Below are 23,862 nucleotides of genomic sequence, written 5' to 3' on the forward strand. Positions count from 1 at the left end.
CCCGACTTGTACTTGACGCTTCGTTTTGGATTCGTTATAGTGAAAAGGTTCAAATCGGAATAATTACGTTTTAATACTTTTTGGAGGGTTTATTCATATGAAAAAATTACTTTCAGCTTTCACGGTCGCCTTTGTCAGCGCTGCTTTTCTTGCTGCCTGCGGTTCTTCCGAATCCAGTCAAGATGCGACTGATCAAAAGCTTCGTGTGTATACATCGACATTCGCTACCGCGGCAATCGCCAAGGAAATTGGCGGAACCGATATCGACGTCAAGATGATTGTTCCACCCGGTGCCGATCCGCACTCGTACGAGCCGACGTCTAAACAACTGACAGAAATCGCACAAGGCGATCTGTTCCTCTTAACCGGTACGACGCTTGAACCGTACTCGAAAAAAATCAAAGCCAGTCTGAAAGGCAATGATGTCCGTTTCGTCGAGACGAGCAAAGGAATCGACTTACTCGAAGCAAGCGCCACGCTTCATGAACATGAAGGACACACCGACGAACATGCGGCAGAAGAACATGATCACGGCAAATTTGATCCGCATGTCTGGCTCGATCCGAACAATGCCAAAGTGATGGCTCAATCAATTACGACGGCACTCGCTAAAGAAGTACCTGCTAAAAAAGCAACGTTTGAGAAAAATCTCACCGCTTTTAATAGCAAGGCCGATAAGCTTGATCAAAACTTGCAACAGGCTGTTGATGAAGGATCCAAAAAAGAATTGCTCGTCACCCATGCCGCTTACGGATATTTAGCAGAACGCTACGGATTCTCGCAATTGCCGATTGCCGGTATCTCTCCGTCGGACGAGCCTTCGCAAAAACAACTGGCGGCGATCGTCAAGGAAGCCCAACTTCACGACTTGAAGTATATCGCTTTCGAAGAGACGGTTTCACCGAAAGTTGCCCGTGTCATTCAACAGGAAATCGGAGCGGAGGCCATTACGATCCACAACCTCGAGTCCGTCACGAAAGCACAGCAGAAGGCATCGTATTTTGAGTTGATGAATGAAAATGTCGCGACTCTCAAACAAGCACTTCAGTGAAGTAGTGTTGACATGCAGTAAAAGATGCGTTACGGTAGAAAACGTATTTCAGACAATTAAATGACTTCTTTTTATCGCGAGAGACGGAGGGACTGGCCCGATGATGTTTCGGCAGCGGACGATTAAATCGTACTGTGCCAAATCCAGCAAGCTGCGGCTTGAGAGATAAGAAGAGCGTCTTTTTCAGTAAAGACCTCCTTCTTTCTTGCGAAGGAGTCTTTTTTTGTACTTGTAGAAAAGGAGTGGTTTGATGAACGAAACGATTACACCGAATAAATGGGCACTTCTACCGTTACTTGTCTTTTTAGTTCTTTTTATCGGTGCCGGTATTTTTTACGATGACTTTTACAAGTTTCCGATTCTGATTGCGGCTTTGATTGCCTTGATTTTTGCGGCGGTCACAACAAAAGGCGGTATTAATCAGACCGTGGAACGGATTGCAGCAGGTGCAGGAAATCCGGACATCATGATTATGGTCTTTATCTTCTTGCTTGCCGGTGCCTTTTCCGGAACGGCCGATGCAATCGGCGCGATCGAAGCAACCGTCAATGCGTCATTAACATTTTTACCTCCGTCCCTCCTGATGAGCGGACTGTTCATCATCGCCGCCTTCATCTCGATGGCGATGGGGACTTCCACCGGTACGATTGCGGCACTCGCTCCGATTGCCCTTGGAATCCATGAAGCAACCGGTGTCAATGTTGCGATTGCGGCCGCCGCTGTCGTTGGTGGCGCAATGTTCGGCGACAACTTATCGTTCATTTCCGATACGACGATTGCAGCCGTCCGGACACAAAAAACCAACATGCGTGATAAATTCCGAACCAATTTCCTGATTGTTTTGCCGGCAGCTATTCTGACTATCATCATCCTGGCATTTGTCTCAAGCACAGGAAATGTCGTCGAAGCGAAGGCGTTTGAGTTTTATAAACTGATTCCGTATCTGTCCGTCATCATCCTCGCCTTGTTTGGCGTCAACGTCATTCTTGTTTTGATTGGTGGAACCGTTTTAACAGGTATCATCGGGATGATTGACGGCAGCTTCGGCTTAAGCGGTTTTGTCCTATCCATGTCTGACGGCCTGATGGGAATGGCGGAAATCTCGATTTTGACATTACTGATGGGTGGTCTCGTCAGTCTGATCACCTTTAACGGTGGGATTGCTTACCTGAAAGAAACGCTGACGCAAAAAATCTCTCAACGTCGCGGCGCGGAATTCAGCATGGCAGCACTCGTCAGTGCGACGAACCTCGCAACAGCGAACAATACGATTTCGATTCTTGTCGCCGGTCCACTGGCAGCAGAAATCGCCGATACGTATGACATCGACCGAAAAAAGTCAGCCAGTATTCTTGATATCTTCTCTTGCGGCATCCAAGGTATCATTCCCTACGGCGCCCAGTTGCTGATTGCCGCGGAATTGACGAAAACGGCCTCTCCGGAACTGATTCCTTATCTGTTTTATCCGTTCCTGCTGTTCGTTTGCGGATCTCTTGCGATTCTTTTCGGCTTCCCGCGTCGGAAAACATCGGACGCACGTCAAAAAAATGTTTCATAACAAACAGACCCGTCGCAACAGCGACGGGTCTTGTGTTTGTCTTATTTTTTCCGGTCTTGGCGGTTGAGAATGAAGTAAGCAATCGCTGGAAGCGGGAACTGAATCAGTCCTGCGCCTCCCCAGACCCATGGATTCCGCCCTGTCTTCCGGGCACCGAGGAACAAGCATGCCGCTTGTGTCCCTAATAAGGCTGCAAGGCCGGCCCACACACCTTTTGGTACGTTTTTAACAGATCGTTTCATAAAATACACCTCGTTTCCTTTATAGTTTTACCCTCCTCATTTCGCTTTCTAACCGTCTTTTTCCTCCCTTGAGCGTTGAAACAGACGTTCTTGCTTGTTCATGCTAAACTAAACGAGCAATTCCATATTCTCGTTTCATTGAAGGAGGAGTATACACATGCAATACGCAAAACTTTCAAATGGTGTCACGATTCCACAAATCGGATTTGGTGTCTGGCAAGTCGATGAAGAGACGGAAGCACCGGCTGCCGTCGCAGAAGCCCTTCGTGTCGGTTACCGTCATATTGATACGGCTGCCGTTTACAAAAACGAACGTGGTGTCGCCAAAGGAATTAAAGAAAGCGGCGTGAACCGTGAAGATCTCTTCTTAACGTCTAAAGTATGGAACGATGACATTCGTGCCGGACGCACTAAAGAAGCTTTCGCTGAGTCACTTGAACGCCTCGAAACCGACTACCTTGATCTTTATCTGATCCACTGGCCGGTTGAAGGGTATATCGAAGCATGGAAAGCCATGGTCGAACTTTACGAAGCCGGCAAAATTAAGGCAATCGGTGTTTCGAACTTCAAAGAACATCATCTCGATACACTTGCTGAAGAAGGATTAATGACACCGATGATCAATCAGGTTGAACTTCATCCGCAACTTCCGCAACATGAGTTGCATGAATATTTACAGGACCACAGCATTCAAGTCGAGGCGTGGAGCCCACTCATGCAAGGAAAATTCCTCGAAATCAATGACTTCAAGGAAATTGCCGAAAAACACGGCAAATCCCCTTCACAAGTCGTCTTGCGTTGGCATTTAGACAACGGCATCGTGGCGCTTCCAAAATCGGTCACACCCGAACGCATTGCGGAAAACTTTGACGTCTTTGACTTCCAACTCGATGCAGATGATCTCGAGAAAATTGACCGTTTGGCAACCGATGTCCGTCTCGGACCGGATCCGGACGAAATCGATTTTTAAGTACACATACACAATCGGTTTAAAGAAAAATGGTTTTTCTATAGACGAAGGGGAGGCGGATATTCACATCCACCTCCCCTTTTTCCTATATGAGTGATGGACCGTCAGACATAATAGACGAGAATCGTATCCTGCGCCTCTTCCGCCTGGTGAAAATAAGCGCATAAATTTCCGAACTGTTCCCAGACCTCATCAAAATCACCTTGTCGGCCGGCTTCCTGATAAATCACTTCAAGTGCTTGGCGATCAAAATTTCGCATGACCTCCGAAGAAATGATGAGCAACGGTAAGGGAAGGATACCGACGATTGCTGCATGCTCTTCATTGACGATCAGTTCCTCTCCGACAATCGCCCGTCCCAGATTATAATGGGTCTCTTGATCAATGAAGATATCGATTTGACTCATCAACTGATACAACGGAGTCGTTTCTTCGAGTGCAAACAATTGTTCATGATCGGGTTGTGTTTCATGGATAAATAAAATCCAGTCCATGATGATATGGGGATCATCTCCAAACGAATCCCAAACGGCATCCGCGACACGTACATAGTGTACGTTTTCCATCCTTCCCCCTCCTTTCCGGTCGTTTTTTTTAATATTCCCATTTTCACACTGCTTTAATGACGATTATTAAAATCTCTCCAGACAAAAAAAGGACCAGATGACTCTGATCCTTTTCATATTAAATCGCTTTTTCTTTTTGGTCTTCGTCCTGCCATGCTTCAAGCAGTTCTTGACCCGGAAGATTCGGAATTGAATTTTTATAGAAACGGGGATCTTGTCCCTTTTTCCGTTGCACTAAATAATCATCCAGTGCGAGCTTTGCAATTTTGGATAAGCGGAAAATCGCATATAAGTTAACAATCGCCATCAAGCCCATGAAGATATCGGCAAGTGCCCAGACAAGTCCAGCCGTTTGAACGAGTGAACCAAACACAATCATACCGAGGACGATGATCCTGTACGCAATCATGATTTTCTTATTATCGTTGATGAAGCTGATATTCGATTCACCGTAGTAGTAGTTTCCGACAATCGAACTGAAGGCAAACAAGAAAATCGCAAGCGCCATAAATGCTGTGGCAAACGGACCCACTTGAGATGCCAGCGCCCCTTGCGCCAAATCGATTCCGGCGACCGGTGCTCCACTCGCATCCTGCGTCGCAACCCCACTGACTAAAACAATCATCGCTGTCGAAGAACAGACGAGCAGTGTGTCGACAAAAACGGCAAACGACTGGATCAATCCTTGTTTGACGGGATGCGATACTTCTGCCGTCGCAGCGGCATTCGGAGCTGAACCCATACCGGCTTCATTCGAGAAAAGACCACGACGGATTCCGTTTAGGACCGCGGCTCCGATTGCTCCGCCGGCCAGTGTTTTGAACTCAAGTAAACCTTCTTGGAAAATCAGACCAAAGACGTTCGGCAATGCTTCTAAATTCGTCACCATGATATAGAGGGCAATCAAAATATAGCCTCCTGCCATGATCGGGACGAGGAACGCCGACACGGTTGCAATACTCCGGACACCACCGAAGATGACAAGTGCCGTCAACAGAACGAGTCCGACCGTAATCCACGTCTTATCAACCCCGTACTGGCTTTGAAGCGACAGTGAAATCGTATTGGACTGAACCGAGTTAAAGACGAATCCGAACGAGATTGTAATCAGAATACTGAAAACGATCCCTAACCACCGCTGTCCAAGCGCCTTTTCCATATAATACGCCGGACCACCGCGCCATGCTTTTTCATCACGTACTTTATAAATCTGAGCCAGCGTACTCTCGACGAATGCCGAAGCTGAACCGATTAAGGCGATCAACCACATCCAGAAGACTGCACCCGGTCCACCGAGCGCAATGGCTGTCGCGACGCCGGCGATGTTGCCGGTCCCGACACGTGCCGCTGTACTGATGGCAAAAGCTTGGAAAGGCGAAACACCGTCTTTTCCTTTATCCGTTCCTTGGAACAATAGCCGCAACATTTCCGGAATCATCCGAAACTGGACGAATCCCATGCGAATCGTAAAATAAATTCCTAAACCGACCAATAAGATAATCAAGACACTCGACCATAACAAGTCGTTGATACTACCGATAACATCCATCAGTTGTTTTTCCACAGGTGTTCCCCCTTAGTTAAGCGTTCGCTTATGTAACCTTTTTTCACATGTGTTCTATAATACGTAAATAATTTTAGAAAATCAAATTCATTTTCTTCTTTTAAGTCATCACAATCTATAAAACCCTCACAAACCTCACATGTGATGTCAGGTTCATCATAAAAAACAAGGGACTGACTTTTGGGTCAGTCCCTTGTTAAGAATTGATTTAACCACTGAACACGATCAGATGAACAGATTCAGGTTCGAACCGTCCGTCGCTCCGAGATAACTTGCGACACCACCATAATCAATATCATCGAGCAACTCCTCTTTTTTAATGCCCATGATGTCCATCGACATCGTGCAGGCAATCATCCGGACGCCGGCTGCTTGTGCCTTCGCCATCATTGTCTCCAGAGCGTCAACCTGTTTATCCTTCATGACTTTTTTCATCATTTTTTGACCGGCTCCGGCCATGTTCATGTTCGAGAGCGGTAATTCACCGGCATGTTTCGGCATCATCATCCCCATCATCCGCTCCATCGGTGCCTTATCGACAGCAGGTGCATCCGGTTTACGGATGACGTTGAGTCCCCAGAACGTAAAGAACATCGTCACTTGTTTCCCCATTGCCTGTGCGCCTTGCGCAATGACGAACGATGCCAGTGCTTTATCCAAATCACCGCTGAAGACGACCATCGTCGCATCATCGGCAGTGGCAGCAGCCAACTGTACCGGTTGGTTCGTCGCATTCCCTTTTTCAAGCAGGACTTCAACGACTCCTTTGTTCATTTCCGCCGTGTGAACGGTATGACCGAGTTTTTTGGCCCATGCTTGAACATCCGGCAGGAATCCGGGATCGGATGCTTTAACGAAGACTTGATCTCCATCCTGCAATTGATCGATTTTCGTTTTCAGCTCCAAAATCGGTCCCGGGCACTGTAAACCACACGTATCCAGTAACGTAATCTGTTCTTTCGTTACTTGTTTCGGTTCGCTTTTGATTGTCGTCACAGCTGTTTCCTCCCGTACTTGGCTTCTCGCTTCACGGTCACGGTTGACCGTCGCCCATGTTTTATATCCGCCGCTTAGATTTTTGACGTCGAATCCGTTTTGCTTGAGCAATTGACTTGCGACATAACCTCGGAGTCCGACCTGACATGTCACGTAAATCGGCTGATCTTTCAGTAATTCATCGAGTGACTGACGTAATGTCGGTAAAGAGATGTTGACGGATCCCGGAATCGATCCGAGTTCGTTTTCGGAAGGTTCCCGGACATCAAGCAACAGTCCGCCGTCCGTGACAATCTGGTCAATCTCGTGCCAATGGACGTTTTCGCTGTCCCCAAGTACGATATTCGAGGCGATATAGCCTGCCATATTGACTGGATCTTTTGCCGAACTGTACGGAGGTGCATACGACAGTTCCAAATCGGGAAGATCAAGGACAGTCAATCCGCCTTTAATGGCTGTTGCCAACACATCGATTCGTTTCTCGACACCTGTCATCCCAATCGCTTGTGCGCCAAAAATCGTTCCGTCCACCGGATCAAACAACAGTTTCATCGAAATCGGACTGGCACCCGGATAATAACCGGCATGCGAGCCGGGATGAAGATGAATCGCTTCATAACGACGGCCCGATTGACGAAGACGTTTTTCATTGTTTCCGGTCGAAGCGACCGTCAAATCAAATACTTTTGCGACTGCTGTTCCGAGTGTTCCTGTGTAACGGACATCTCGTCCGGCAATGATGTCGGCGACGAGACGGCCTTGGCGATTTGCCGGCCAAGCCAACGGAACGTGAACCGGTTCACCTGTAATGTAATCCTTCACTTCAATCGCATCACCAATCGCAAAGATGGCAGGATCCGATGTCCGTAATGTCTCATCGACCTGAATCGTCTGTTTGATTCCGAGTTTAAGTCCCGCTTCTGAAGCCAAGTTGCTTTCCGGCATGACACCGATCGATAGAATGTTCATCTCGGTTTGAATCGTTTTTCCACTCGTCAAGACGACGCGCGTCCCCGCTTCTTCAAAACGTGCCACACCGTCCGCTAAAATCAGTTCGACACCTTTCGCCCGCAAATGTTCATGGACGATGGCCGCCATTTCCGGATCGACCGGTGCCATGACTTGATCGGACATCTCAACCAGCGTCACACGCGCTCCGCGTTCGACTAAGTTTTCCGCCATTTCAAGACCGATGAATCCGCCGCCGATGACCGTCGCATGTGCCGGACGCGCTTCATCGACATACTGGCGCATTTTATCGGTATCCGGGATATTGCGTAATGTAAAGACATTCGTCGCTTCCGCCAGACCCGGAATATTTGGACGGATCGGTTTTGCGCCTGGTGACAAAATCAACTGATCGTACGTTTCGTCGTACTCTTCTCCCGTATCCACCTTCCGAATCGTCACCGTTTTTTGCTCGCGGTTGATCCGGATGGCTTCCGATAAATTCCGAACGTCCAGATTGAAACGTGCGTTCATCCCTTCCGGAGTTTGAACCAACAATTTATTCCGGTCTTTAATGACGTCTCCGATATAGTACGGAAGTCCACAGTTTGCAAAAGAAATTTCTTTTCCCCGTTCCAAAAGAATAATTTCTGCTGTTTCATCCAATCGACGTAATCGTGCTGCCGCCGTTGCTCCACCTGCTACTCCACCTACAATGATCGTTTTCATTCCGGCTTCCTCCTCCAATGTTCTATGTGTACCAATATACCCATTCAGGTATGTCTTTTCAAGTTATCTGTTCGTTGATTCACAAACTTGTCGGAACTTGATTATAAAATTGTTCCTTCGATGATAACGGACATTAGTTGCAATTCCATCTAAAATGCTTGAAACTGAGATTACAGTATTTATAAGGGGGATTTTATAATGGATCAGGATCGTAACTCGAAAGACACGAACGATAACAAAGTCACGCCGATCAACCAAAACAGTCAGCCGGAAACAAATGAAAACGGGGTAACGGCTGTGCAACAACAATACCTTGAAGAATTCCAAGCTTTCTTAGTAGAAAAAGGCATTCCGATGGAAGCACGCGAAAATGAAACACACGTCTTCTTCATGACACAGGAAAAAACACCATCAGGCGCTGAACCGATGATGATGATTGTCTTCAGCAAGACGGCGACAGACGTCGAGTTATTCGCACGTACGATTACACACGTACCGGACGGTGTCGAAGATCTTCCAATCTTAAATGCAATCAACGATTTCAACCAAGAATTCAAATACTTCCGTGTTGTCCTCGACAGCGACCGTGATGTCACGATTGCTTCAACGATTGACCTCGATCACGGCTTTAATCCGGCAGCGATCTTTGGACACTCTGTCATGATGTTCCAAGCTTCGGATGAAGTATTCGCTTATCTCACGAAATTATATGACCAAGTTCAGTAAAATATCGCTTAAAAATGGCTCTCGAGACAACTCGGGAGCCATTTTTTCATTTTCAAGTTCAATTGACAATGAGAATTATTCTCGCTATAGTTAGATTTGTGAAAACGACATCATTTTAAATACATTTATCTTATTCTGGGGGAATAGATTATGAAAAAACGCTTAAAAGTAGCATCACTCTTTATCACAGCAGGACTGCTTGCTGCGTGCGGGAATAGTAGTAATGAAGACACGACAACGGCTCCGAAAAAAGAGAAAACGGAGCAAACATCTGAAACGAACACAAATGCCGGGATCGCCGCGACGACCTTAAAAGATGAACTGACCATTTTCAGCTCAATCAAAGCGGAACTCGATAAAGCAAAAGAAGGTCAAACCATTGACTGGAAGATGGTCACGACAAGTTACGACTCCAAATTAAAGGGCGGTGTCACGACAGCTGCTCCTGAAATCGACGAGGTCATCAGTTCCGCATTAGCCGGTGTCGAATCAAAAGATCTTAATGAGAATGTTGCCCGTCAGCTCGTAGACAAAGGCATTCAGTCTTATTTCTATAAACTTCAGAAATCAACACAAGCAACAGCCGAAGAAGCGGTCGTCGCTGGAAAAACAGGTGAAGCGACAGCTGCACTGAACGATATTAAAGAGATGTCGAAGACCGTCTTCATTCCGACGGCGGAAAAGCGGGATGCGAGTTACGGTTTTAAAAATGAAGACTCCATTGCTCAAGCCATCAATTCCGGTCTGACGGCACAGAAAGAAGCCATCACGGCGAAGAAAGCGGCCGACTTCAATGTCGCGAAACAATTGACGGATAAATCGATTTACCGGTCGTTCTATCTCGCTGCTCTCGGTTACGCTCAAAAAATCGAAGACGGTGTCAAAGCCGGCACAGACGAAAAAGAATTGCAGATGGAACAAGCTGAAGGATACGGATTCCTGCTGGCCATCGAAGAATCACTTGCCGGCGGCGATGAAGAAGCCGTCGCTACATTAAAAGAACGCTATGATTTTTCAAAAACAAAACCGGCAGACGTTAAGTTCAAGGAAATCGAGAGCTTGTTCGCCAAAGCACTAACGGAAAAGATTGACGGCTACCACGAAGAAACACAAGAAGCACTCGAGAAAAAAGATATCGATACAGCACGCGTCGAAGCGATGGAAGCTAACATGTTCGTCATTGCCATGAAACCGACACTCGAAAATCGTTTAGGCAAAGAAACAGCACAAACAGTTTTGGCAGATGCGAGTGCTTGGTATGCTCTTGTCGAAAAAGGTGATCTGAAGGCAGAAAAAACAGGTGATCAGATCACTGACGCGTTAGAGCCGCTCAACTAATCGTTTAAAATCGGAGGAATGCGCTATGCAAATCGGAATTACAGGAGGAGCCGGCTTTATCGGGGCGGCGCTTGCACTACGGCTTCAAGCAAGCGGTCACACCGTCCATGTCATCGATGCGTTTACCGACTATTATGATGTCGAATTGAAGCTGACAAGGGCAAAACAGTTACAGGCTAACGGAATTGACGTCTTTGACGGCAACGTCCACGAAGATTTGGCAACGTGGTGTGCCAACCACTCGTTTGCCGCCCTGTTTCATTTAGCAGCATTGCCGGGTGTCCCGGGTTCTTTAACTGAACCCCATCGCTACATCGAAGATGACATCGCGATGACGGTGACTGTCCTCGAAACAGCTCGAACCCACGGTATTCCGCATGTCTTTTTTGCTTCCTCCTCTTCCGTTTACGGTGAACAGACCGGCGCCTTGCTTGAACATCAAGCGACGGGAAATGTGATGAGTCCTTACGCAGCAGCTAAGTACAGTGCGGAAACGTTTTGCCGGACCTATCAAAATCTGTATGACCTGAATATGACGATCTTCCGATTTTTCACGGTATATGGTCCGTCCGGTCGTCCGGATATGGCGTTGTTCCGCTTCATTGAACAAGCACTGGACGGTCAAGCGATTACCGTTTTCGGCGATCCGGTCCGTGACTTCACCTATATCGATGACATCACCCGGGGCATGGAACAGGCGCTTGACGCCAACGCGACCGGCCTCTTCAATCTCGGTGCCAATCGTCCGGAATCGGTTCGCGATATCGCCATGTTACTCGGTGAACGGTTTAACGTCCCGGTCATTTCGGCACCGGCACGGACAGGCGATGTCTCGATGACTTGGAGTAATACCGAGGCGGCCCGGCAGACGTTTGGTTACGTTCCTTCCTTTACGCTCGCTGATGGAATCGAACGGATGATCACATGGCATCTCGAACGTCGGTGATCCGTGGAGTTGCGAGCGTCTTCTTGACGTTGGCAACTCTTTTTTTAATTCTGCGTTTTGGCTTGGAACTGCCGACTGCCTATCAGTATGTCAAAACATTGACGACTTCGTATTGGACCTTCGTCGCAACGGTCAGCTATGCCCTGGCTTTTTATATCCGGGCCGTCGCTTGGCGGACGGCCGATGAAAAGACGGCTCCGACCGCCGTCTATCTGACGAGTCTGTATATCGGACTGGCTGTTAACCACCTGTCTCCGGTCAAACTCGGTGAAGCGGTCCGCTTGTTGACAGCCCGCGCGATCGGCAGTCCGCTTAAACGGACGACTGCCATCTTAGTCGCCCAGCGCGGGATCGACCTATCCATCCTCGGTCTTTTCGTGACAGCGGGGTTATTATTAGGTCAAACCGTATGGGTCGCCGCTTTGGCGTTCGGAGCAGGTCTCGTTCTGCTACTGCTCGTCCGTCGGTTCATCCGGACGATACCGGTCTTGATCGGATATGGCCTGCTGGCCTGGCTGTTTGAGGCCGGAGCTGTCACCTGTCTCTTTCTCGGGGCAGACGTGCCGGTCACTTTCCCGGTCATTCTAATCGCGATGAGTGCCGGGGTCTTATCCGGCATCGCCCAGTTCACACCGGGCGGGCTCGGAACGTACGAACTCGCCATGGGAACGGTCCTGCAACTTTCAGGTGTTCCGAACCCGTATGAACTCGCCTTGATGACACATCTCTTTAAATACGCTTTTGCCTTCTTAGCGCCGGTTTATGTGCTCCTCCGGCACTTTGCAATCGTTCACTTACTGTTCACCCAGTTCAAGAAGCACAACACGAAAGGATGACCATCATGAAAAGTGCTTCCCGTTTTGAGAAAATCGCCGCACGGATGTGGAACTTATTGAATGAAGGCAAACCCTTCACACCGATTTTTACCGCCGGCGTTTTTCTGAGTTATCTCGTCTTGACTCAAAGCTCGTTCAGCGGTGCCTGGTTCGGGTTCCTGATGACCGTGCCGCTGTTCGTTTTATATTGGAAATTCGACTTTCCGCTGTTTTTGCGTAACTATCTGTGGCTTCCGTTGATTGTCTGGTTCTTTATAGAAGGAACCGATTCCCGCCTGTTACCGTTGTTCGCTTACGGAGCCGGACTGTACTTCTTCTTTACCATCTTTTTTTGGGGGACGATTTATTACCATCTCCGAATCGGAACGGACTGGCTTAACTTCACGCGTTTTTGGAAACTTGTGCTGAAGAACAGTGACTCGACGAGTGGAAATGCGCAGGAACAACTGCCGAAAGTCGGACTGTTGCTCGCCTACTGGCAAACGGCTTCCATCGAGCAGACACTCGACTGGTCTTATCTCTGGTTCCCGCTCGGACTGCTCCTGTTCGCCTGGATCCTACATCATTACCTGTTTGACTGGAAACCAAAACTGCCAACGGAACAGACCGTCGACGCACCGATTCCGACGTCCAGAAAAGTCTACGTCCTGATTGTCGATGGCATGCGGAAAGACCGTTATATGGCGGCAAATACTCCTTTCCTTGAGCGATTGCGCCAAGAAGGAACAGAGTACACAAACATGGAGACGGTGTATCCGGCCCGAACGGTCGTCTGCTTCAGCTCGATGTTCACAGGTGCACGTCCGGAAGAACACGGCATCCATTCGAACATGGTCTGGAACACGACCGGTGTTAAAACAGACACCATTTTCGACCGGTTGCGTGATGTCGGCAAAACCGGCAAGATTCTCGGGATCGCCCATCTTGTCGACGCCTTCGGTGCAAAAGATGTTCATACCGTGACGGCGGTCATGCACAATGATGTCGCCGATCGGAACATCATCGACCGGGCCAAACAAATCGTCCAGGACGAGGATCCTGACTTACTGGCGATTCAGCTGATCGGAACCGATCAGACCGGTCACAGCCGCGGGACGCTCTACTCCGAATATGTTCAAAAAATCGAAGAGGCGGACGCTTTGCTGGCTGAATTTTGTGATGAGCTTGATCGCCTCGGGAAACTCGATGATGCGACACTGATCGTCATGGCCGATCACGGTCAGGCCGACGGCATCGGCGGTCACGGACATCTCGATGAAGGCGAACGGTTCGTCCCGTTCTGGATGTACGGGAAACAGATCCATGCCGGACGGAAAGTCGACACACACCGTCATATTCTGTCACTCGGACCAACCGTTGCGAAGCAGCTCGGGGCTGCAATTCCGCAGGACAGCCGGGGTGTCTTATTGACTGAAGCGTTCAAGGAGGAATCGTCATGAAAAAAGTCGTCGTTTTTCTGCCGGCCCATAACGAAGAAGTATCCTTACCACTCGTCTTAAAACGGATTCCGGCTGAAATTGACGGACTTCCCGTCGAGACGATTGTCATTGATGACGGATCGACCGATGCGACTTCGGACATTGCAAAACGCCACGGCGCACATGTCTATCGCTTCTCTGAAAATCATGGGCTCGGTGCCGCTATCCGCGAAGGACTGCTCCGATCTTACGAACACGGAGCAACGGTGGCCGTCATGATTGATGCGGACAATGAGTATCCGGCCGATCAGATTCCAGATATCGTCCGGCCGATTCTTGCAGATGAAGCGGATTATGTCTTCGGTTCCCGTTTCTTAGGCACCGTTGACGGAATGCGTTTGTACCGCTATATTGGAAATCATGTTTTTACGTGGTTGCAGTGTCTGTTGCTGAAACAACGGATTCACGACGGTCAAAGCGGAATGCGGGCCTTCTCCCGTGCCGCCTGTAAACATGCGGAGATCATCCACGACTATAACTATGCCCAAGTCCTGACCTTGAATCTTGTCCGGAAGGGATTCCGGCTGCACGAAGTTCCGATCCGTTACCGCGTGCGGGAAGCCGGCAAGTCCTTTATCCGTTTGAATTATGTCCAGCGCGTCCTGCCTGCGATTTACCGGGAATGGCGCCGTCCCATCAGCCGCTTATCCGCTGAAGAACGTCTTGAACGAAAGGAGCAACTTGGATGAGAAAACCACTTGTATTGACCCTCATCGCCTTCCTCTTCCTGCTGACCGCACCGCTGTCGGCATCCGCGTACAGTTACGGGGATCCGGGAAAAGAGGCGTTTGCGGAAGCTTATAAACAGTTTGAAGAACAACTCGATCAAAAGGATTACAAACTGGCCCGGGAAACGATTGATGCCTATGATAAAGAGTTCACCCTCTACTTCCCGGAAGCTAAAGAAAAAATCGATGCTGCTTTAGCAGATCAAGATACAGATGCTGCCAAACAGGCCTATCGCGTGGCGTTACGTCAAAATATCGAACGTCGTCTGCATTTCGCACAGGAACAATTCGATGATTTCGGTCAGGCCAAGCTGCTGCTCGCAAAAGCACGCGGCACATATGACGTCCTCGCTCCTTACGTCAAGGAAAGTGAGGATGCAAAGACGAGCGATTCTTTGTATACTGCATTTGATGAATCGCTTGCCGCTCTCGGGAATCCCGGATTGTTCGGCGTCGGGAAGAAAGCCAGCGACCGTGAAGCATTTGATCAAAACATCAAACAGATTGAAGATACGATCACCCCGTTATTCGTTTTACCCGGCGAGGAAAAGACCGGTGTCTTCGATGAAGAAGACTCGATATTCGGTCAGTCCTTCGGAACGGACGATATTTGGAAAACGGTCGCCATCAGTCTGGTCATCATCTTAATCGTCATCGTCATCATCGGTCAGCGTAAGAAACGACGCGCTCAATAAGGAGGAAGACATATGGATTTTCAGGCGTTTTTAATCACCCTTCGCGAATGTCTTGAAGCCGTCCTGATCGTCGGCTTGATTCTCGGTTATCTCGATCGACTGAATGCACCACAATATAAAAAATGGGTTTATGCCGGCGTCGGTTTGGCATTACTCGCGAGCCTGGGTGTCGCCTTCTTGTTCCAGGTCGTCTTTACGAGTTTCGCAAGCTTCGGCAGCGATACGTATCTGCGTCTCGGCATCATGATTATCTCCGTCTTCCTCTTGACGCACATGGTCCTGTGGATGGGCAAGGAAGCGAAAGAAAATCAACAGGTCTCCCAGGCGAAGGTCGCGGCCGCTGTTTCGACCGGCAGTGCGATCACGATGATCGTCCATTCCTTCCTCGTCATCGTCCGGGAAGGGATTGAAACGGTGTTCTTTTTCGCCGCGATCTCCGGCGGTGAAATTGAAAAAGTCCTGACCAGTTACGGCGCCGTCTCCGGTCTCCTGCTTGCCTTGATTTTCGGTTACCTGTTCGTTTCCGGGACGATGAAGATTCCCGTCAAACGCTTTTTCCAAGTGACCGGCGTCTTGATTTTGTTCATCGCGGCCGGAATGCTTGTGCAAACGATCGGCCGGTTCCAGGATCTCGGTTTGCTCGGCAGTCTGTTGACGAATGCGGACGGAACACCGGCTGCGCTTTACAATATCGTCGCTTTCATGCCGGAACACTACATCGATCAAGTCCAGTATTTGCGGGACACGGGCAATACGACCTTGATCAGCGGACAAATCGGGACGTTCATGGGCGCGATGTTCGGCTACAGCCACAATCCATCCCTGGAACAAGTCATCGCCTGGTGGGGATACTTTGCTTTCGCCGGTTTCATGCTGACGCGTCAAAATCGGACGTCAAAAACCGCCAAGAAACTGAAGGAGGTTTCTTGACGGTTCAGAGCGGTCATCCACAACGACGTGGACGATCGCTTTTTTTCATCGTTTGCTTGCTGATGCTCGGCTTTCTCGGCATCCGTCTCGCATTCGTCAGCCCTTATGTCGCAAGTTACGATATCGCGAACTTCACGCTTGCTGTCGGACAATATGATTTAGCCAATCTGCAACCGCACTTCCCCGGATATCCGTTTTTCATTTTGCTTGCGACCGGTCTGGCCCGGCTCGGTCTCGATCCGGTCCGGGCACTCGGCATGGTCTCGACACTCGGACTCGCAAGCGGTGTAATACCGCTTTATCTCGTATTCAAACGGTATTCTTTTGATACCGTCCGGTTGCTCGGTGCGTTTACGGTCGTCTCGACGGCTTCGCTCGTTACCTTGGCTGCGACCGGTATGTCGGATGGTCTCGCGCTTGGTGTCCTCTGCTGGTTCATGTGGAGTGTCGAACAGGCCCGGTACAATCGTTTCCGCCTTTTGCCGTACCTCCTGTTCGGACTGTTAATGGCAACCAGGCTGTCCTATGCACCGTTCGGCATCATTCTATTGTTTTTACTCTGGCAGGTCCGGCGCGATCCGTGGCAATGGGTGTCAGAAATCGCCGTATTGTTGCTGGCTCAACTCGCCTGGTTGTTACCGGTGGCATTCTCCGTCGGCGGACCGGCGTCCTTCGCCCAGTTATCGCTCAGTTTCGTGAGCGGACACTTTTCAGATTGGGGCGGTACAGCACAAACGGATGATGCCTCGCTGCTCGAACGGCTTGGGTTAACACTGAAACAAATCTTCTGGCACGGATTCGGATTGGCGACATGGCTCGGTCTCGCTTCTGTTTTATTCTTGTGCGCTCAGCGGATCCGTCCGCTTCCACTTTGGTGGTCCGTGACCGGAACCGGTTATTTCCTGTGGGTCTGGTTCGCACAAAACATCGATAAGCCGCGGCATACATTACCGCTTATCCTGCTGCTCGTCATTCTGCTCGTCCGCCGACTGTCAGTCCGTTGGCTTGTTCCGTTTTTATGTCTTCAGCTTATAATCGGTAGTATGGCTTTGTATCGACAAGCCCATACTGAGCCGGCAACACTTCAGCTGGCAGAAGCCGTCACTGATTTACCGGCGTCAGCAACGGTCTTTACGGATGAAGAAGACCGGCAATTTTTAATGAAACGACCTGCCGCCACTATCGTTCCGATCGGATCCGTCAGCAAATGGCGGGCTGAACCAAAATCACGGGAGGTCTATCTGACCGGACGCTTGCTCGACCGGTTACAGGCAGCGAACGTATCGATTGAAGCAACGGAAGTTTTCCGTTTTACGAGTGATCCCCGATTTGAACCGGAGGATGCAGAGGCAAGGTTGTATAAAACTTCATTTAATTAAAAATAGCCACAGATAAAAGATTCTTTTTTTCCGTGCTTTCCTCGGGCGAGTCGCAAGCCGCGACTTCTTGACTTGTGGTCAAGGAGCCGGGTCTTGCTTGACTCTGACGTGCGCTAAAACGCACTTTTCCCGTAGGAGTCACGGTCAAAGAATCTTCATCTGTTTTAAGATATTCTATTTAAAATCATACTGCTTTAAAAGACACCATCGTTGAGAAGCAGACAAGACGAAGTCTCCTGCGGGAAAAGCGGAACAGGTGAGACCCGTAAGTCGCGCAGGCTCACGTTTCGCCCGCGGAAAGCGAAGTCTTGTCTGCGTATCAACGATTCTTCAAACGAATTCCAAGTACTTCCTTCGTCATTCAAGTTGAATACGGTCTTTCCATATAGTCAAATTGTCCGCCACTGATTTCAATCGTCTTGACCGGTACGAATCCAAGACGCCGGTACAGACGTTGTGCCCCCGCATTCGTCTGATCGGCATTTAACGTAAAGGCCCGTAAACCACGCCGCTCTCCTTCATCTGCTGCCGCCTGTAACAGTTCGGATCCGATCCCTTTTCCCCCGTACGCTGCATCAACGGATAAGGTGTCGAGATAATAGACATCCCCTTCCGTTTCCTGGTCAATCTGCACATCCCGTCCTGTCCACTCGCGAAGCTGACGTTTGATCGGCTCATCCAACCGTGCCGCGTCAAATCCTGCATAGGTGATGACAATACCGACGACACGTCCATCCAGTTCCTTAACGAGAATGTTTTCGTAGCTTAACCGATTTCCCGTTTGCGTGACAAACCACGCGAGCCTCTCCAAAATCAATTCCTTCTCCTGTGTTCCGGTCAACGTCTCCGCAATTTCATGAATCGCCTGTTCAATTAACGGTGCGATTTGTTCCGCATCCTTTTCCGTTGCTTGTCTGATCATTGATTACTCTCCCTTCTTCTGCCTCTTACTCTACTTTATCGTAAAACAAAATCCCTTCTGATATCAGAAGAGATTTTGTTCATTTCATTTCAGTTCAGCTACCGCAGCAGCCGGTGCAGTCACCGGTTCACGTGTCATGACCGAGACGACACGTCCTGCAATCGCGACGGCAAGTAAGGTATACAATGTTAAGCTCAACGGCAAGTAGACGAGTGAAATCAGAAGGACGATAGCGTCAAGACCAAATAAAATCGTCCCGATTGATAAGCCGGTCAGCTTACTGAGTCCCATCGACAACAGATCGTCGCCGCCTGTTGCAGCACCGCTTTTTAAGACAAGTCCGAGACCGTATCCGGTCACGATCCCGCTTGCGATTGCTGCAATCAAGGTTGCCGGCCAAGCCTGCTCCGGAAAATGAAACAGATCCAACCGGTACCACATTTCATAAAATAGCGACAACGCGCCGGCTGAGATCAATGCTTCACCGACAAAGCGTTTGCCTTTAAAATAGAGTGCTCCGATAAAAAACGGAATATCGAGCACAATCATCGAAATCGATGGATTGATGTCAAAAAAGTAGCGTCCGAGCAACGATAAGCCGATAAATCCGCCTTCCGCCAAACCAAACTGTTCATTCAAGGTATAGTAGCCGAACGCCATAAGCAGCGTTCCGGCCAAGATGATCATAATTCGTTTCATGTGTTGTCCTCTCCCGTATCTTCCATGGGAGAGGATGTAATTGTCCCGTTTGGGTATTCATCTATTTTCGCTCTCCCTGATTTTTTTCAAGCCATTACCTTCCTGTTCAATGAAGATTGGCGCTGCTAAAAATCAGGTAAGCTGAATAGATGATCGGTCCTCTCGGTATCCATCGGTTTCCACCCTTTCACGTTTTGTCTTTCTTATTATAACCCGAACTTCAGAAACTGAAACAGTTTTACACGTTTTTAACATAAACGATACAGGAGACTTGTCTTTTGTTCACCATTTCACATTTTAGACAAATCTATGCTCAATAGTGAACAAAGTACTTGAAAACGACTTTGTGAAGTAATACACTAAGGATATCAAATGAATGTGATTTTTATCACAAACAAAACAAAAAGGGGACTTTACTCATGAAAGTAGCAGTCATCGGTTGTACACACGCAGGAACAGCAGCAGTTAAAGAATTAACTTCACAGCACGAGCAATTGGATATCACCGTTTACGAACGAAACGATAACGTCTCTTTCCTCTCTTGCGGCATCGCGCTTCACGTCGGTGGCGTCGTCGAGCATGCTGAGTCGCTGTTTTATTCTTCACCGGATGAACTGGCTGAGCTTGGTGCAAACATGCGCTTAAAACATGATGTTCTCGAAATCGACAGCACGAATCAAACGATTGTTGCCAAAAACCTCGTAACGGGTGAAACCGTTTATGATACGTACGATAAATTGATCATGACGACGGGTTCATGGCCGATCATCCCGATGTTACCGGGAATTGAACTAAATCAAATCGAGCTCTGTAAAAACTATCACCATGCACAAACAATCATTAAAAAAGCGACAGATGCAGAGCGGATTACAGTCGTCGGTGCCGGCTACATCGGTGCTGAACTGGTCGAAGCGTTTGAAGCCTATGGTAAAGAAGTCACGTTCATCGACAGCGCTGACCGGATTTTAAATAAATACCTGGATCGTTCCTTCACCGACATCATCGAACAGGAACTCACGGACCGCGGTATTCATCTCGAATTGAACCAGACTGTTCAAAGCTTTACCGGTGTTGACGGAAACGTCACACAAGTCGTCACGGATAAAGGAACGTTTGAAACGGATCTCGTCATTCTCTGTGTCGGTTTCCGACCAAGCACGGAACTGTTAAAAGGACAAATCGACATGTTACCGAACGGTGCCATCATCGTCGATGACTATATGCGGACAAGTAATCCGAACATTTTTGCCGCCGGCGACAGCTGTGCTGTCTACTACAATCCGGCCCGGACACACGCGTACATTCCGCTCGCAACGAATGCCGTCCGCATGGGAACACTCGTCGGGAAAAACCTGCTTGTTCCGAAAATCCGTTATCAAGGAACGCAAGGAACATCCGGTCTGCGGTTATACGACTTGAATATCGCGTCAACCGGTCTGACGGAAGATGCCGCGCCATTCTTCGGTTTGGAAGTAGCGAGCACGACGGTTCAGGATGCCTACCGTCCTGAGTTTATGCCGACAGCTGAAAATGTCCAATTGAAACTCGTTTATGAAACAACGACTCACCGTCTTGTCGGAGCGCAAATCATCTCAAAAGTTGATTTGACACAAGCCATGAATACATTATCGGTGGCCATTCAAAACGACATGACGCTCGAAGAATTGGCGTTTGTCGACTTCTTCTTCCAACCGCATTACAACAAACCATGGAACCTGCTGAACCAAGCAGCTTTACAAGGCATGAATGAGCTGACATCGGAACGCGTTTAATACATCACCTTCCCCTTCTCTCTTCAAATCGGAGTCCACATCCGTGGATTCCGATTTTTTTATTTTTCATCTAATCAATTCCGATAATCTGTTGCGGCTGCTTTACCCGGTCTCCTTCCACAGTTGCTAAAAACTTCACTCGGTTAATCAATTGACGTTTAGACGTGAAGTGACAGGGAACATACTTCTTATGCAAACGAAACCACTATCACAGGAGGAATCAGTTCATGTCACAGTCTAACAATCCACTTACACAATATTTCAATGATGACTTCCCGAAACAATATCAGGAGGCGCCGGCTGTCCAGGCAAAAATGGAACCCGTTCCCGATTGTGGTGAAGAAAGCTACAAAGGATCCGGTAAATTAAAAGGCAAAAAAGCTTTGATCACAGGAGGCGATTCCGGAATCGGTCGCGCCGCTGCCATCGCTTATGCCCGTGAAGGTGCCGATGTGTTCCTCAATTATCTTCCGGAAGAGCAGCAAGACGCGGAAGAAGTCAAAGCACTCGTCGAAGCAGCCGGACAAAAGGCATACTTACTTGCCGGTGACCTCAGTGACGAAACGTTCTGTCAACAACTCGTCAAAAAAGCACATGATTCACTAGGCGGAATTGATATTTTGGCACTCGTCGCCGGTAAACAACAAGCTGTCGAGGACATCATGGACCTGTCGACGGAACAACTCCGCAAAACATATGAAATCAACGTCTTTTCACTGTTCTGGGTTGTCAAAGCGGCTCTTCCGCTGTTAAAAGAAGGAGCTTCCATCATCACGACGACTTCGGTTCAAGGATACAATCCAAGTGCGAACTTACTCGATTACGCGTCAACAAAATTTGCCATCAATGGTTTCACACGCGGACTTGCGAAACAAGTCGCGCCAAAAGGCATCCGCGTCAACTCGGTTGCACCGGGTCCAATCTGGACACCGCTTCAGATTTCAGGAGGACAACCAAGCGAAAACATTCCAGAATTCGGACAGGAAACACCGCTTAAACGAAGCGGTCAACCGGTCGAACTCTCGAGCGTCTATGTCTTCCTCGCTTCGGATGACGCCAGTTATGTAACAGCTCAAATTTATGGTGTCACAGGCGGAATCGAACTCGCTTAATTCAATTTTTTTCAACCAGGCAGCTTTGATGGCGACATCAAAGCTGCTTTTTTGGTTATGAGTTGCTTCTCCCTGCCCGGTTTAGTCTAATGAAGGTATACATATGACAGGAGATGATTCACATGACGGAAAAAGAAAAAATGATTCAAGGTCAATTGTATTTAGCCGGAGATGCGGAACTGGTCGCTGATCGAAAGCGGGCCCAGATGCTTTGTCATCAATTTAATCAACTCAGCATCAACGAGTTACCTGCCCGAAAGTCGCTCCTGCAGGAACTGTTCCAAATCGAGCAGACCGATTTTTACATCGAACCGTCTTTTAAATGTGATTACGGCTACAACATTACATTCGGCGCACGGTTTTATGCCAATTACGATTGTGTGCTGCTCGACATTTGTCCGATTACGATCGGCGACAACTGTATGCTCGCTCCAGGTGTCCATATTTATACGGCGACGCATCCGCTCGATCCGGTCGAACGCAACAGCGGTTACGAATTCGGAAAACCGGTCGTCATCGGGGATAACGTCTGGATCGGTGGACGTGCCGTCATCGCACCGGGTGTAACGATCGGTGACAATGCTGTCATCGCAGCCGGAAGTGTCGTCGTCAAAGATGTTGCTCCGAATACGGTGGTCGGAGGAAATCCGGCCCGCTTCATCAAATCGATTTAATTTCTCATCAAATTTTAATCTAATCCTCAGTCTCCTCTCACGTACGGGCGCTATTCTAAGAATAAGAAAAGCAGCTACCACTACGGAGGAGGAATTATCATGACAAACGAAAAACGTACGGACAAACCTAAAAAGAACATTGTAAAACGAGGACTCGCTTCGATTGCTATCACAGGGACCGTTTTGACAGGCGCAGGCGCCTTCTTGCTGTTCACCGGTCCAGGACATTCGCTTATCAATTCAACGGTTACGACGTCAGAACAAGTGGAACAAAAAGTCGAAGCCGCTTCAACAAAAGTATCAAGTAACGTCAAACAGTCGCTTCCAAGCTCATTCCAGGATGATGATCAGGAAATGGAAGGAACGTTAAAAGAAGTAACCGACAATTCTGTTACGATTACCCGCAACGGATCGGATCAATCTTATTCGTTCGCTTCCTCCGCTGAAATCGAACAGGCACAAGCCGGCGACTGGATTAAAATCGAACTCAATCAGGACGGTCTTGTCCGGGAACTCGAACGCGAAGATGACCGCAACGACCGAGATGGTCGAGATAATGATTCCGCCGATGACCGCAATGAAGTGAACGGTGTCGTCAAAGAATTATCGAATGAACAAATCGTTTTGACGCAAAACGGTTCCGATCAAACGTACCGCTTCATCGAGCAGGCAGAACTTGAACAGGCGCAAGCCGGGGACCGCGTGAAACTGGAATTGAACGCGGACGGTCTCGTCCGGGAACTCGACCGGGAAGATGCGGATGACCAGGACGCTCGAAGCGATGACCGTCAAGACGATGCGACGGATGACCGAGATATCCGCGGTTCATTGGTTCGTGTGACCGACTCACAAGTCGTCATTGAACAAAACGGTAAAAATGTGACGTTTGAACGGGCACAAAACATGGAACAGGATAATGATGTGCAGATTGATTCACCCGTCGAACTGGAATTGAACGGTTCACGACAAGTGACAGAAATCGACGAACAGTCGTAAGGAGGAC

The 23,862-nt window shown here is 48.7% G+C and carries 22 protein-coding genes and 1 riboswitch; of the genes, 16 read left to right on the forward strand and 6 right to left on the reverse strand.

Annotation, left to right across the window (positions count from 1 at the left end; all coding sequences use genetic code 11):
- Positions 1-97 precede the first annotated feature (97 nt).
- Both KNP91_RS10215 and KNP91_RS10220 read left to right on the forward strand, forming a co-directional pair.
- Positions 98-1,051: a metal ABC transporter solute-binding protein, Zn/Mn family gene (locus tag KNP91_RS10215; protein WP_214849997.1), complete on the forward strand. Its 954-nt coding sequence runs from the start codon at positions 98-100 to the stop codon at positions 1,049-1,051.
- 68 nt (positions 1,052-1,119) lie between these two features.
- Positions 1,120-1,223, forward strand: a riboswitch (SAM riboswitch).
- 78 nt (positions 1,224-1,301) lie between these two features.
- Positions 1,302-2,609: a Na+/H+ antiporter NhaC family protein gene (locus KNP91_RS10220; RefSeq protein WP_012371684.1), complete on the forward strand. Its 1,308-nt coding sequence runs from the start codon at positions 1,302-1,304 to the stop codon at positions 2,607-2,609.
- A gap of 41 nt (positions 2,610-2,650) precedes the next feature.
- Here the strand turns inward: KNP91_RS10220 and KNP91_RS10225 are convergent, their stop codons facing one another.
- Entirely contained in the window at positions 2,651-2,851 is a 201-nt protein-coding gene (locus tag KNP91_RS10225) for a hypothetical protein (RefSeq protein ID WP_012371685.1), read from the reverse strand.
- Between the two features lie 157 nt (positions 2,852-3,008).
- On the opposite strand from KNP91_RS10225, the gene KNP91_RS10230 reads away from it, so the two are divergent.
- On the forward strand, positions 3,009-3,821 hold the full coding sequence (locus KNP91_RS10230) for an aldo/keto reductase (protein WP_012371686.1): 813 nt from the start codon (positions 3,009-3,011) through the stop codon (positions 3,819-3,821).
- Positions 3,822-3,925: 104 nt separating this feature from the next.
- Here the strand turns inward: KNP91_RS10230 and KNP91_RS10235 are convergent, their stop codons facing one another.
- The 3 genes from KNP91_RS10235 to KNP91_RS10245 form a co-directional block, all read right to left on the reverse strand.
- Positions 3,926-4,387 carry a hypothetical protein gene (locus KNP91_RS10235; RefSeq protein ID WP_012371687.1) on the reverse strand — a complete coding sequence of 154 codons (462 nt, stop codon included), beginning with the start codon at positions 4,385-4,387 and terminating at the stop codon, positions 3,926-3,928.
- Between the two features lie 118 nt (positions 4,388-4,505).
- Positions 4,506-5,951 carry an alanine/glycine:cation symporter family protein gene (locus KNP91_RS10240; protein ID WP_214850000.1) on the reverse strand — a complete coding sequence of 482 codons (1,446 nt, stop codon included), beginning with the start codon at positions 5,949-5,951 and terminating at the stop codon, positions 4,506-4,508.
- Between the two features lie 225 nt (positions 5,952-6,176).
- The gene (locus KNP91_RS10245; RefSeq protein ID WP_214850004.1) at positions 6,177-8,624 is read right to left on the reverse strand and encodes a CoA-disulfide reductase; all 2,448 of its coding nucleotides are present in this window, start codon (positions 8,622-8,624) and stop codon (positions 6,177-6,179) included.
- 198 nt (positions 8,625-8,822) lie between these two features.
- Here KNP91_RS10245 and KNP91_RS10250 point away from each other — a divergent pair, with 198 nt between their 5' ends.
- From KNP91_RS10250 to KNP91_RS10290, 9 genes are all read left to right on the forward strand, one after another.
- Positions 8,823-9,350: a type III secretion system chaperone family protein gene (locus KNP91_RS10250; protein WP_012371690.1), complete on the forward strand. Its 528-nt coding sequence runs from the start codon at positions 8,823-8,825 to the stop codon at positions 9,348-9,350.
- Between the two features lie 150 nt (positions 9,351-9,500).
- The gene (locus KNP91_RS10255) at positions 9,501-10,688 is read left to right on the forward strand and encodes a hypothetical protein (RefSeq protein ID WP_214850007.1); all 1,188 of its coding nucleotides are present in this window, start codon (positions 9,501-9,503) and stop codon (positions 10,686-10,688) included.
- Positions 10,689-10,713: 25 nt separating this feature from the next.
- The gene (locus KNP91_RS10260; RefSeq protein WP_214766513.1) at positions 10,714-11,634 is read left to right on the forward strand and encodes an NAD-dependent epimerase/dehydratase family protein; all 921 of its coding nucleotides are present in this window, start codon (positions 10,714-10,716) and stop codon (positions 11,632-11,634) included.
- A complete protein-coding gene (locus KNP91_RS10265; protein ID WP_214766511.1) occupies positions 11,613-12,470 on the forward strand; it encodes a lysylphosphatidylglycerol synthase domain-containing protein in 858 nt (285 codons plus the stop codon). Before KNP91_RS10260 ends, KNP91_RS10265 begins: the two co-directional genes overlap by 22 nt.
- 5 nt (positions 12,471-12,475) lie before the next feature.
- Positions 12,476-13,909 carry an alkaline phosphatase family protein gene (locus tag KNP91_RS10270; protein WP_214766509.1) on the forward strand — a complete coding sequence of 478 codons (1,434 nt, stop codon included), beginning with the start codon at positions 12,476-12,478 and terminating at the stop codon, positions 13,907-13,909.
- The gene (locus KNP91_RS10275) at positions 13,906-14,637 is read left to right on the forward strand and encodes a glycosyltransferase family 2 protein (protein ID WP_214850010.1); all 732 of its coding nucleotides are present in this window, start codon (positions 13,906-13,908) and stop codon (positions 14,635-14,637) included. Before KNP91_RS10270 ends, KNP91_RS10275 begins: the two co-directional genes overlap by 4 nt.
- The gene (locus KNP91_RS10280) at positions 14,634-15,371 is read left to right on the forward strand and encodes a hypothetical protein (RefSeq protein WP_214850013.1); all 738 of its coding nucleotides are present in this window, start codon (positions 14,634-14,636) and stop codon (positions 15,369-15,371) included. Before KNP91_RS10275 ends, KNP91_RS10280 begins: the two co-directional genes overlap by 4 nt.
- Positions 15,372-15,383: 12 nt before the next feature.
- Positions 15,384-16,301: an FTR1 family iron permease gene (locus KNP91_RS10285; RefSeq protein WP_214766504.1), complete on the forward strand. Its 918-nt coding sequence runs from the start codon at positions 15,384-15,386 to the stop codon at positions 16,299-16,301.
- On the forward strand, positions 16,298-17,680 hold the full coding sequence (locus KNP91_RS10290) for a hypothetical protein (RefSeq protein ID WP_214850015.1): 1,383 nt from the start codon (positions 16,298-16,300) through the stop codon (positions 17,678-17,680). Before KNP91_RS10285 ends, KNP91_RS10290 begins: the two co-directional genes overlap by 4 nt.
- A 361-nt stretch (positions 17,681-18,041) precedes the next feature.
- Here the strand turns inward: KNP91_RS10290 and KNP91_RS10295 are convergent, their stop codons facing one another.
- Both KNP91_RS10295 and KNP91_RS10300 read right to left on the reverse strand, forming a co-directional pair.
- Complete coding sequence (locus KNP91_RS10295; protein WP_214766500.1) at positions 18,042-18,602, reverse strand: GNAT family N-acetyltransferase; 561 nt, start codon at positions 18,600-18,602, stop codon at positions 18,042-18,044.
- 84 nt (positions 18,603-18,686) lie between these two features.
- On the reverse strand, positions 18,687-19,301 hold the full coding sequence (locus KNP91_RS10300) for a YitT family protein (protein WP_214850018.1): 615 nt from the start codon (positions 19,299-19,301) through the stop codon (positions 18,687-18,689).
- Between the two features lie 419 nt (positions 19,302-19,720).
- Here KNP91_RS10300 and KNP91_RS10305 point away from each other — a divergent pair, with 419 nt between their 5' ends.
- The 4 genes from KNP91_RS10305 (at position 19,721) to KNP91_RS10320 (ending at position 23,855) form a co-directional block, all read left to right on the forward strand.
- Positions 19,721-21,073, forward strand: a complete 1,353-nt coding sequence (locus tag KNP91_RS10305) for an FAD-dependent oxidoreductase (RefSeq protein WP_214850021.1) — start codon at positions 19,721-19,723, stop codon at positions 21,071-21,073.
- Between the two features lie 227 nt (positions 21,074-21,300).
- A complete protein-coding gene (locus KNP91_RS10310; RefSeq protein ID WP_012371702.1) occupies positions 21,301-22,185 on the forward strand; it encodes an SDR family oxidoreductase in 885 nt (294 codons plus the stop codon).
- A 122-nt stretch (positions 22,186-22,307) separates the two neighbouring features.
- Entirely contained in the window at positions 22,308-22,859 is a 552-nt protein-coding gene (locus KNP91_RS10315; protein ID WP_131503468.1) for a maltose acetyltransferase domain-containing protein, read from the forward strand.
- Positions 22,860-22,958: 99 nt separating this feature from the next.
- Complete coding sequence (locus KNP91_RS10320) at positions 22,959-23,855, forward strand: hypothetical protein (protein ID WP_214850023.1); 897 nt, start codon at positions 22,959-22,961, stop codon at positions 23,853-23,855.
- Positions 23,856-23,862: the final 7 nt, after the last annotated feature.

Source organism: Exiguobacterium sp. s138, from assembly GCF_018618775.1.
In the GTDB taxonomy this organism is placed as follows: Bacteria; Bacillota; Bacilli; order Exiguobacteriales; family Exiguobacteriaceae; genus Exiguobacterium_A; species Exiguobacterium_A artemiae.

Coding starts and splice junctions, on each gene's coding strand:
- KNP91_RS10215 (WP_214849997.1), top strand. CDS start 98: ATGAAAAAATTACTTTCAGCTTTCACGGTCGCCTTTGTCAGCGCTGCT.
- KNP91_RS10220 (WP_012371684.1), top strand. CDS start 1,302: ATGAACGAAACGATTACACCGAATAAATGGGCACTTCTACCGTTACTT.
- KNP91_RS10225 (WP_012371685.1), bottom strand. CDS start 2,851: ATGAAACGATCTGTTAAAAACGTACCAAAAGGTGTGTGGGCCGGCCTT.
- KNP91_RS10230 (WP_012371686.1), top strand. CDS start 3,009: ATGCAATACGCAAAACTTTCAAATGGTGTCACGATTCCACAAATCGGA.
- KNP91_RS10235 (WP_012371687.1), bottom strand. CDS start 4,387: ATGGAAAACGTACACTATGTACGTGTCGCGGATGCCGTTTGGGATTCG.
- KNP91_RS10245 (WP_214850004.1), bottom strand. CDS start 8,624: ATGAAAACGATCATTGTAGGTGGAGTAGCAGGTGGAGCAACGGCGGCA.
- KNP91_RS10250 (WP_012371690.1), top strand. CDS start 8,823: ATGGATCAGGATCGTAACTCGAAAGACACGAACGATAACAAAGTCACG.
- KNP91_RS10255 (WP_214850007.1), top strand. CDS start 9,501: ATGAAAAAACGCTTAAAAGTAGCATCACTCTTTATCACAGCAGGACTG.
- KNP91_RS10260 (WP_214766513.1), top strand. CDS start 10,714: ATGCAAATCGGAATTACAGGAGGAGCCGGCTTTATCGGGGCGGCGCTT.
- KNP91_RS10265 (WP_214766511.1), top strand. CDS start 11,613: ATGGCATCTCGAACGTCGGTGATCCGTGGAGTTGCGAGCGTCTTCTTG.
- KNP91_RS10270 (WP_214766509.1), top strand. CDS start 12,476: ATGAAAAGTGCTTCCCGTTTTGAGAAAATCGCCGCACGGATGTGGAAC.
- KNP91_RS10275 (WP_214850010.1), top strand. CDS start 13,906: ATGAAAAAAGTCGTCGTTTTTCTGCCGGCCCATAACGAAGAAGTATCC.
- KNP91_RS10280 (WP_214850013.1), top strand. CDS start 14,634: ATGAGAAAACCACTTGTATTGACCCTCATCGCCTTCCTCTTCCTGCTG.
- KNP91_RS10285 (WP_214766504.1), top strand. CDS start 15,384: ATGGATTTTCAGGCGTTTTTAATCACCCTTCGCGAATGTCTTGAAGCC.
- KNP91_RS10295 (WP_214766500.1), bottom strand. CDS start 18,602: ATGATCAGACAAGCAACGGAAAAGGATGCGGAACAAATCGCACCGTTA.
- KNP91_RS10300 (WP_214850018.1), bottom strand. CDS start 19,301: ATGAAACGAATTATGATCATCTTGGCCGGAACGCTGCTTATGGCGTTC.
- KNP91_RS10305 (WP_214850021.1), top strand. CDS start 19,721: ATGAAAGTAGCAGTCATCGGTTGTACACACGCAGGAACAGCAGCAGTT.
- KNP91_RS10310 (WP_012371702.1), top strand. CDS start 21,301: ATGTCACAGTCTAACAATCCACTTACACAATATTTCAATGATGACTTC.
- KNP91_RS10315 (WP_131503468.1), top strand. CDS start 22,308: ATGACGGAAAAAGAAAAAATGATTCAAGGTCAATTGTATTTAGCCGGA.
- KNP91_RS10320 (WP_214850023.1), top strand. CDS start 22,959: ATGACAAACGAAAAACGTACGGACAAACCTAAAAAGAACATTGTAAAA.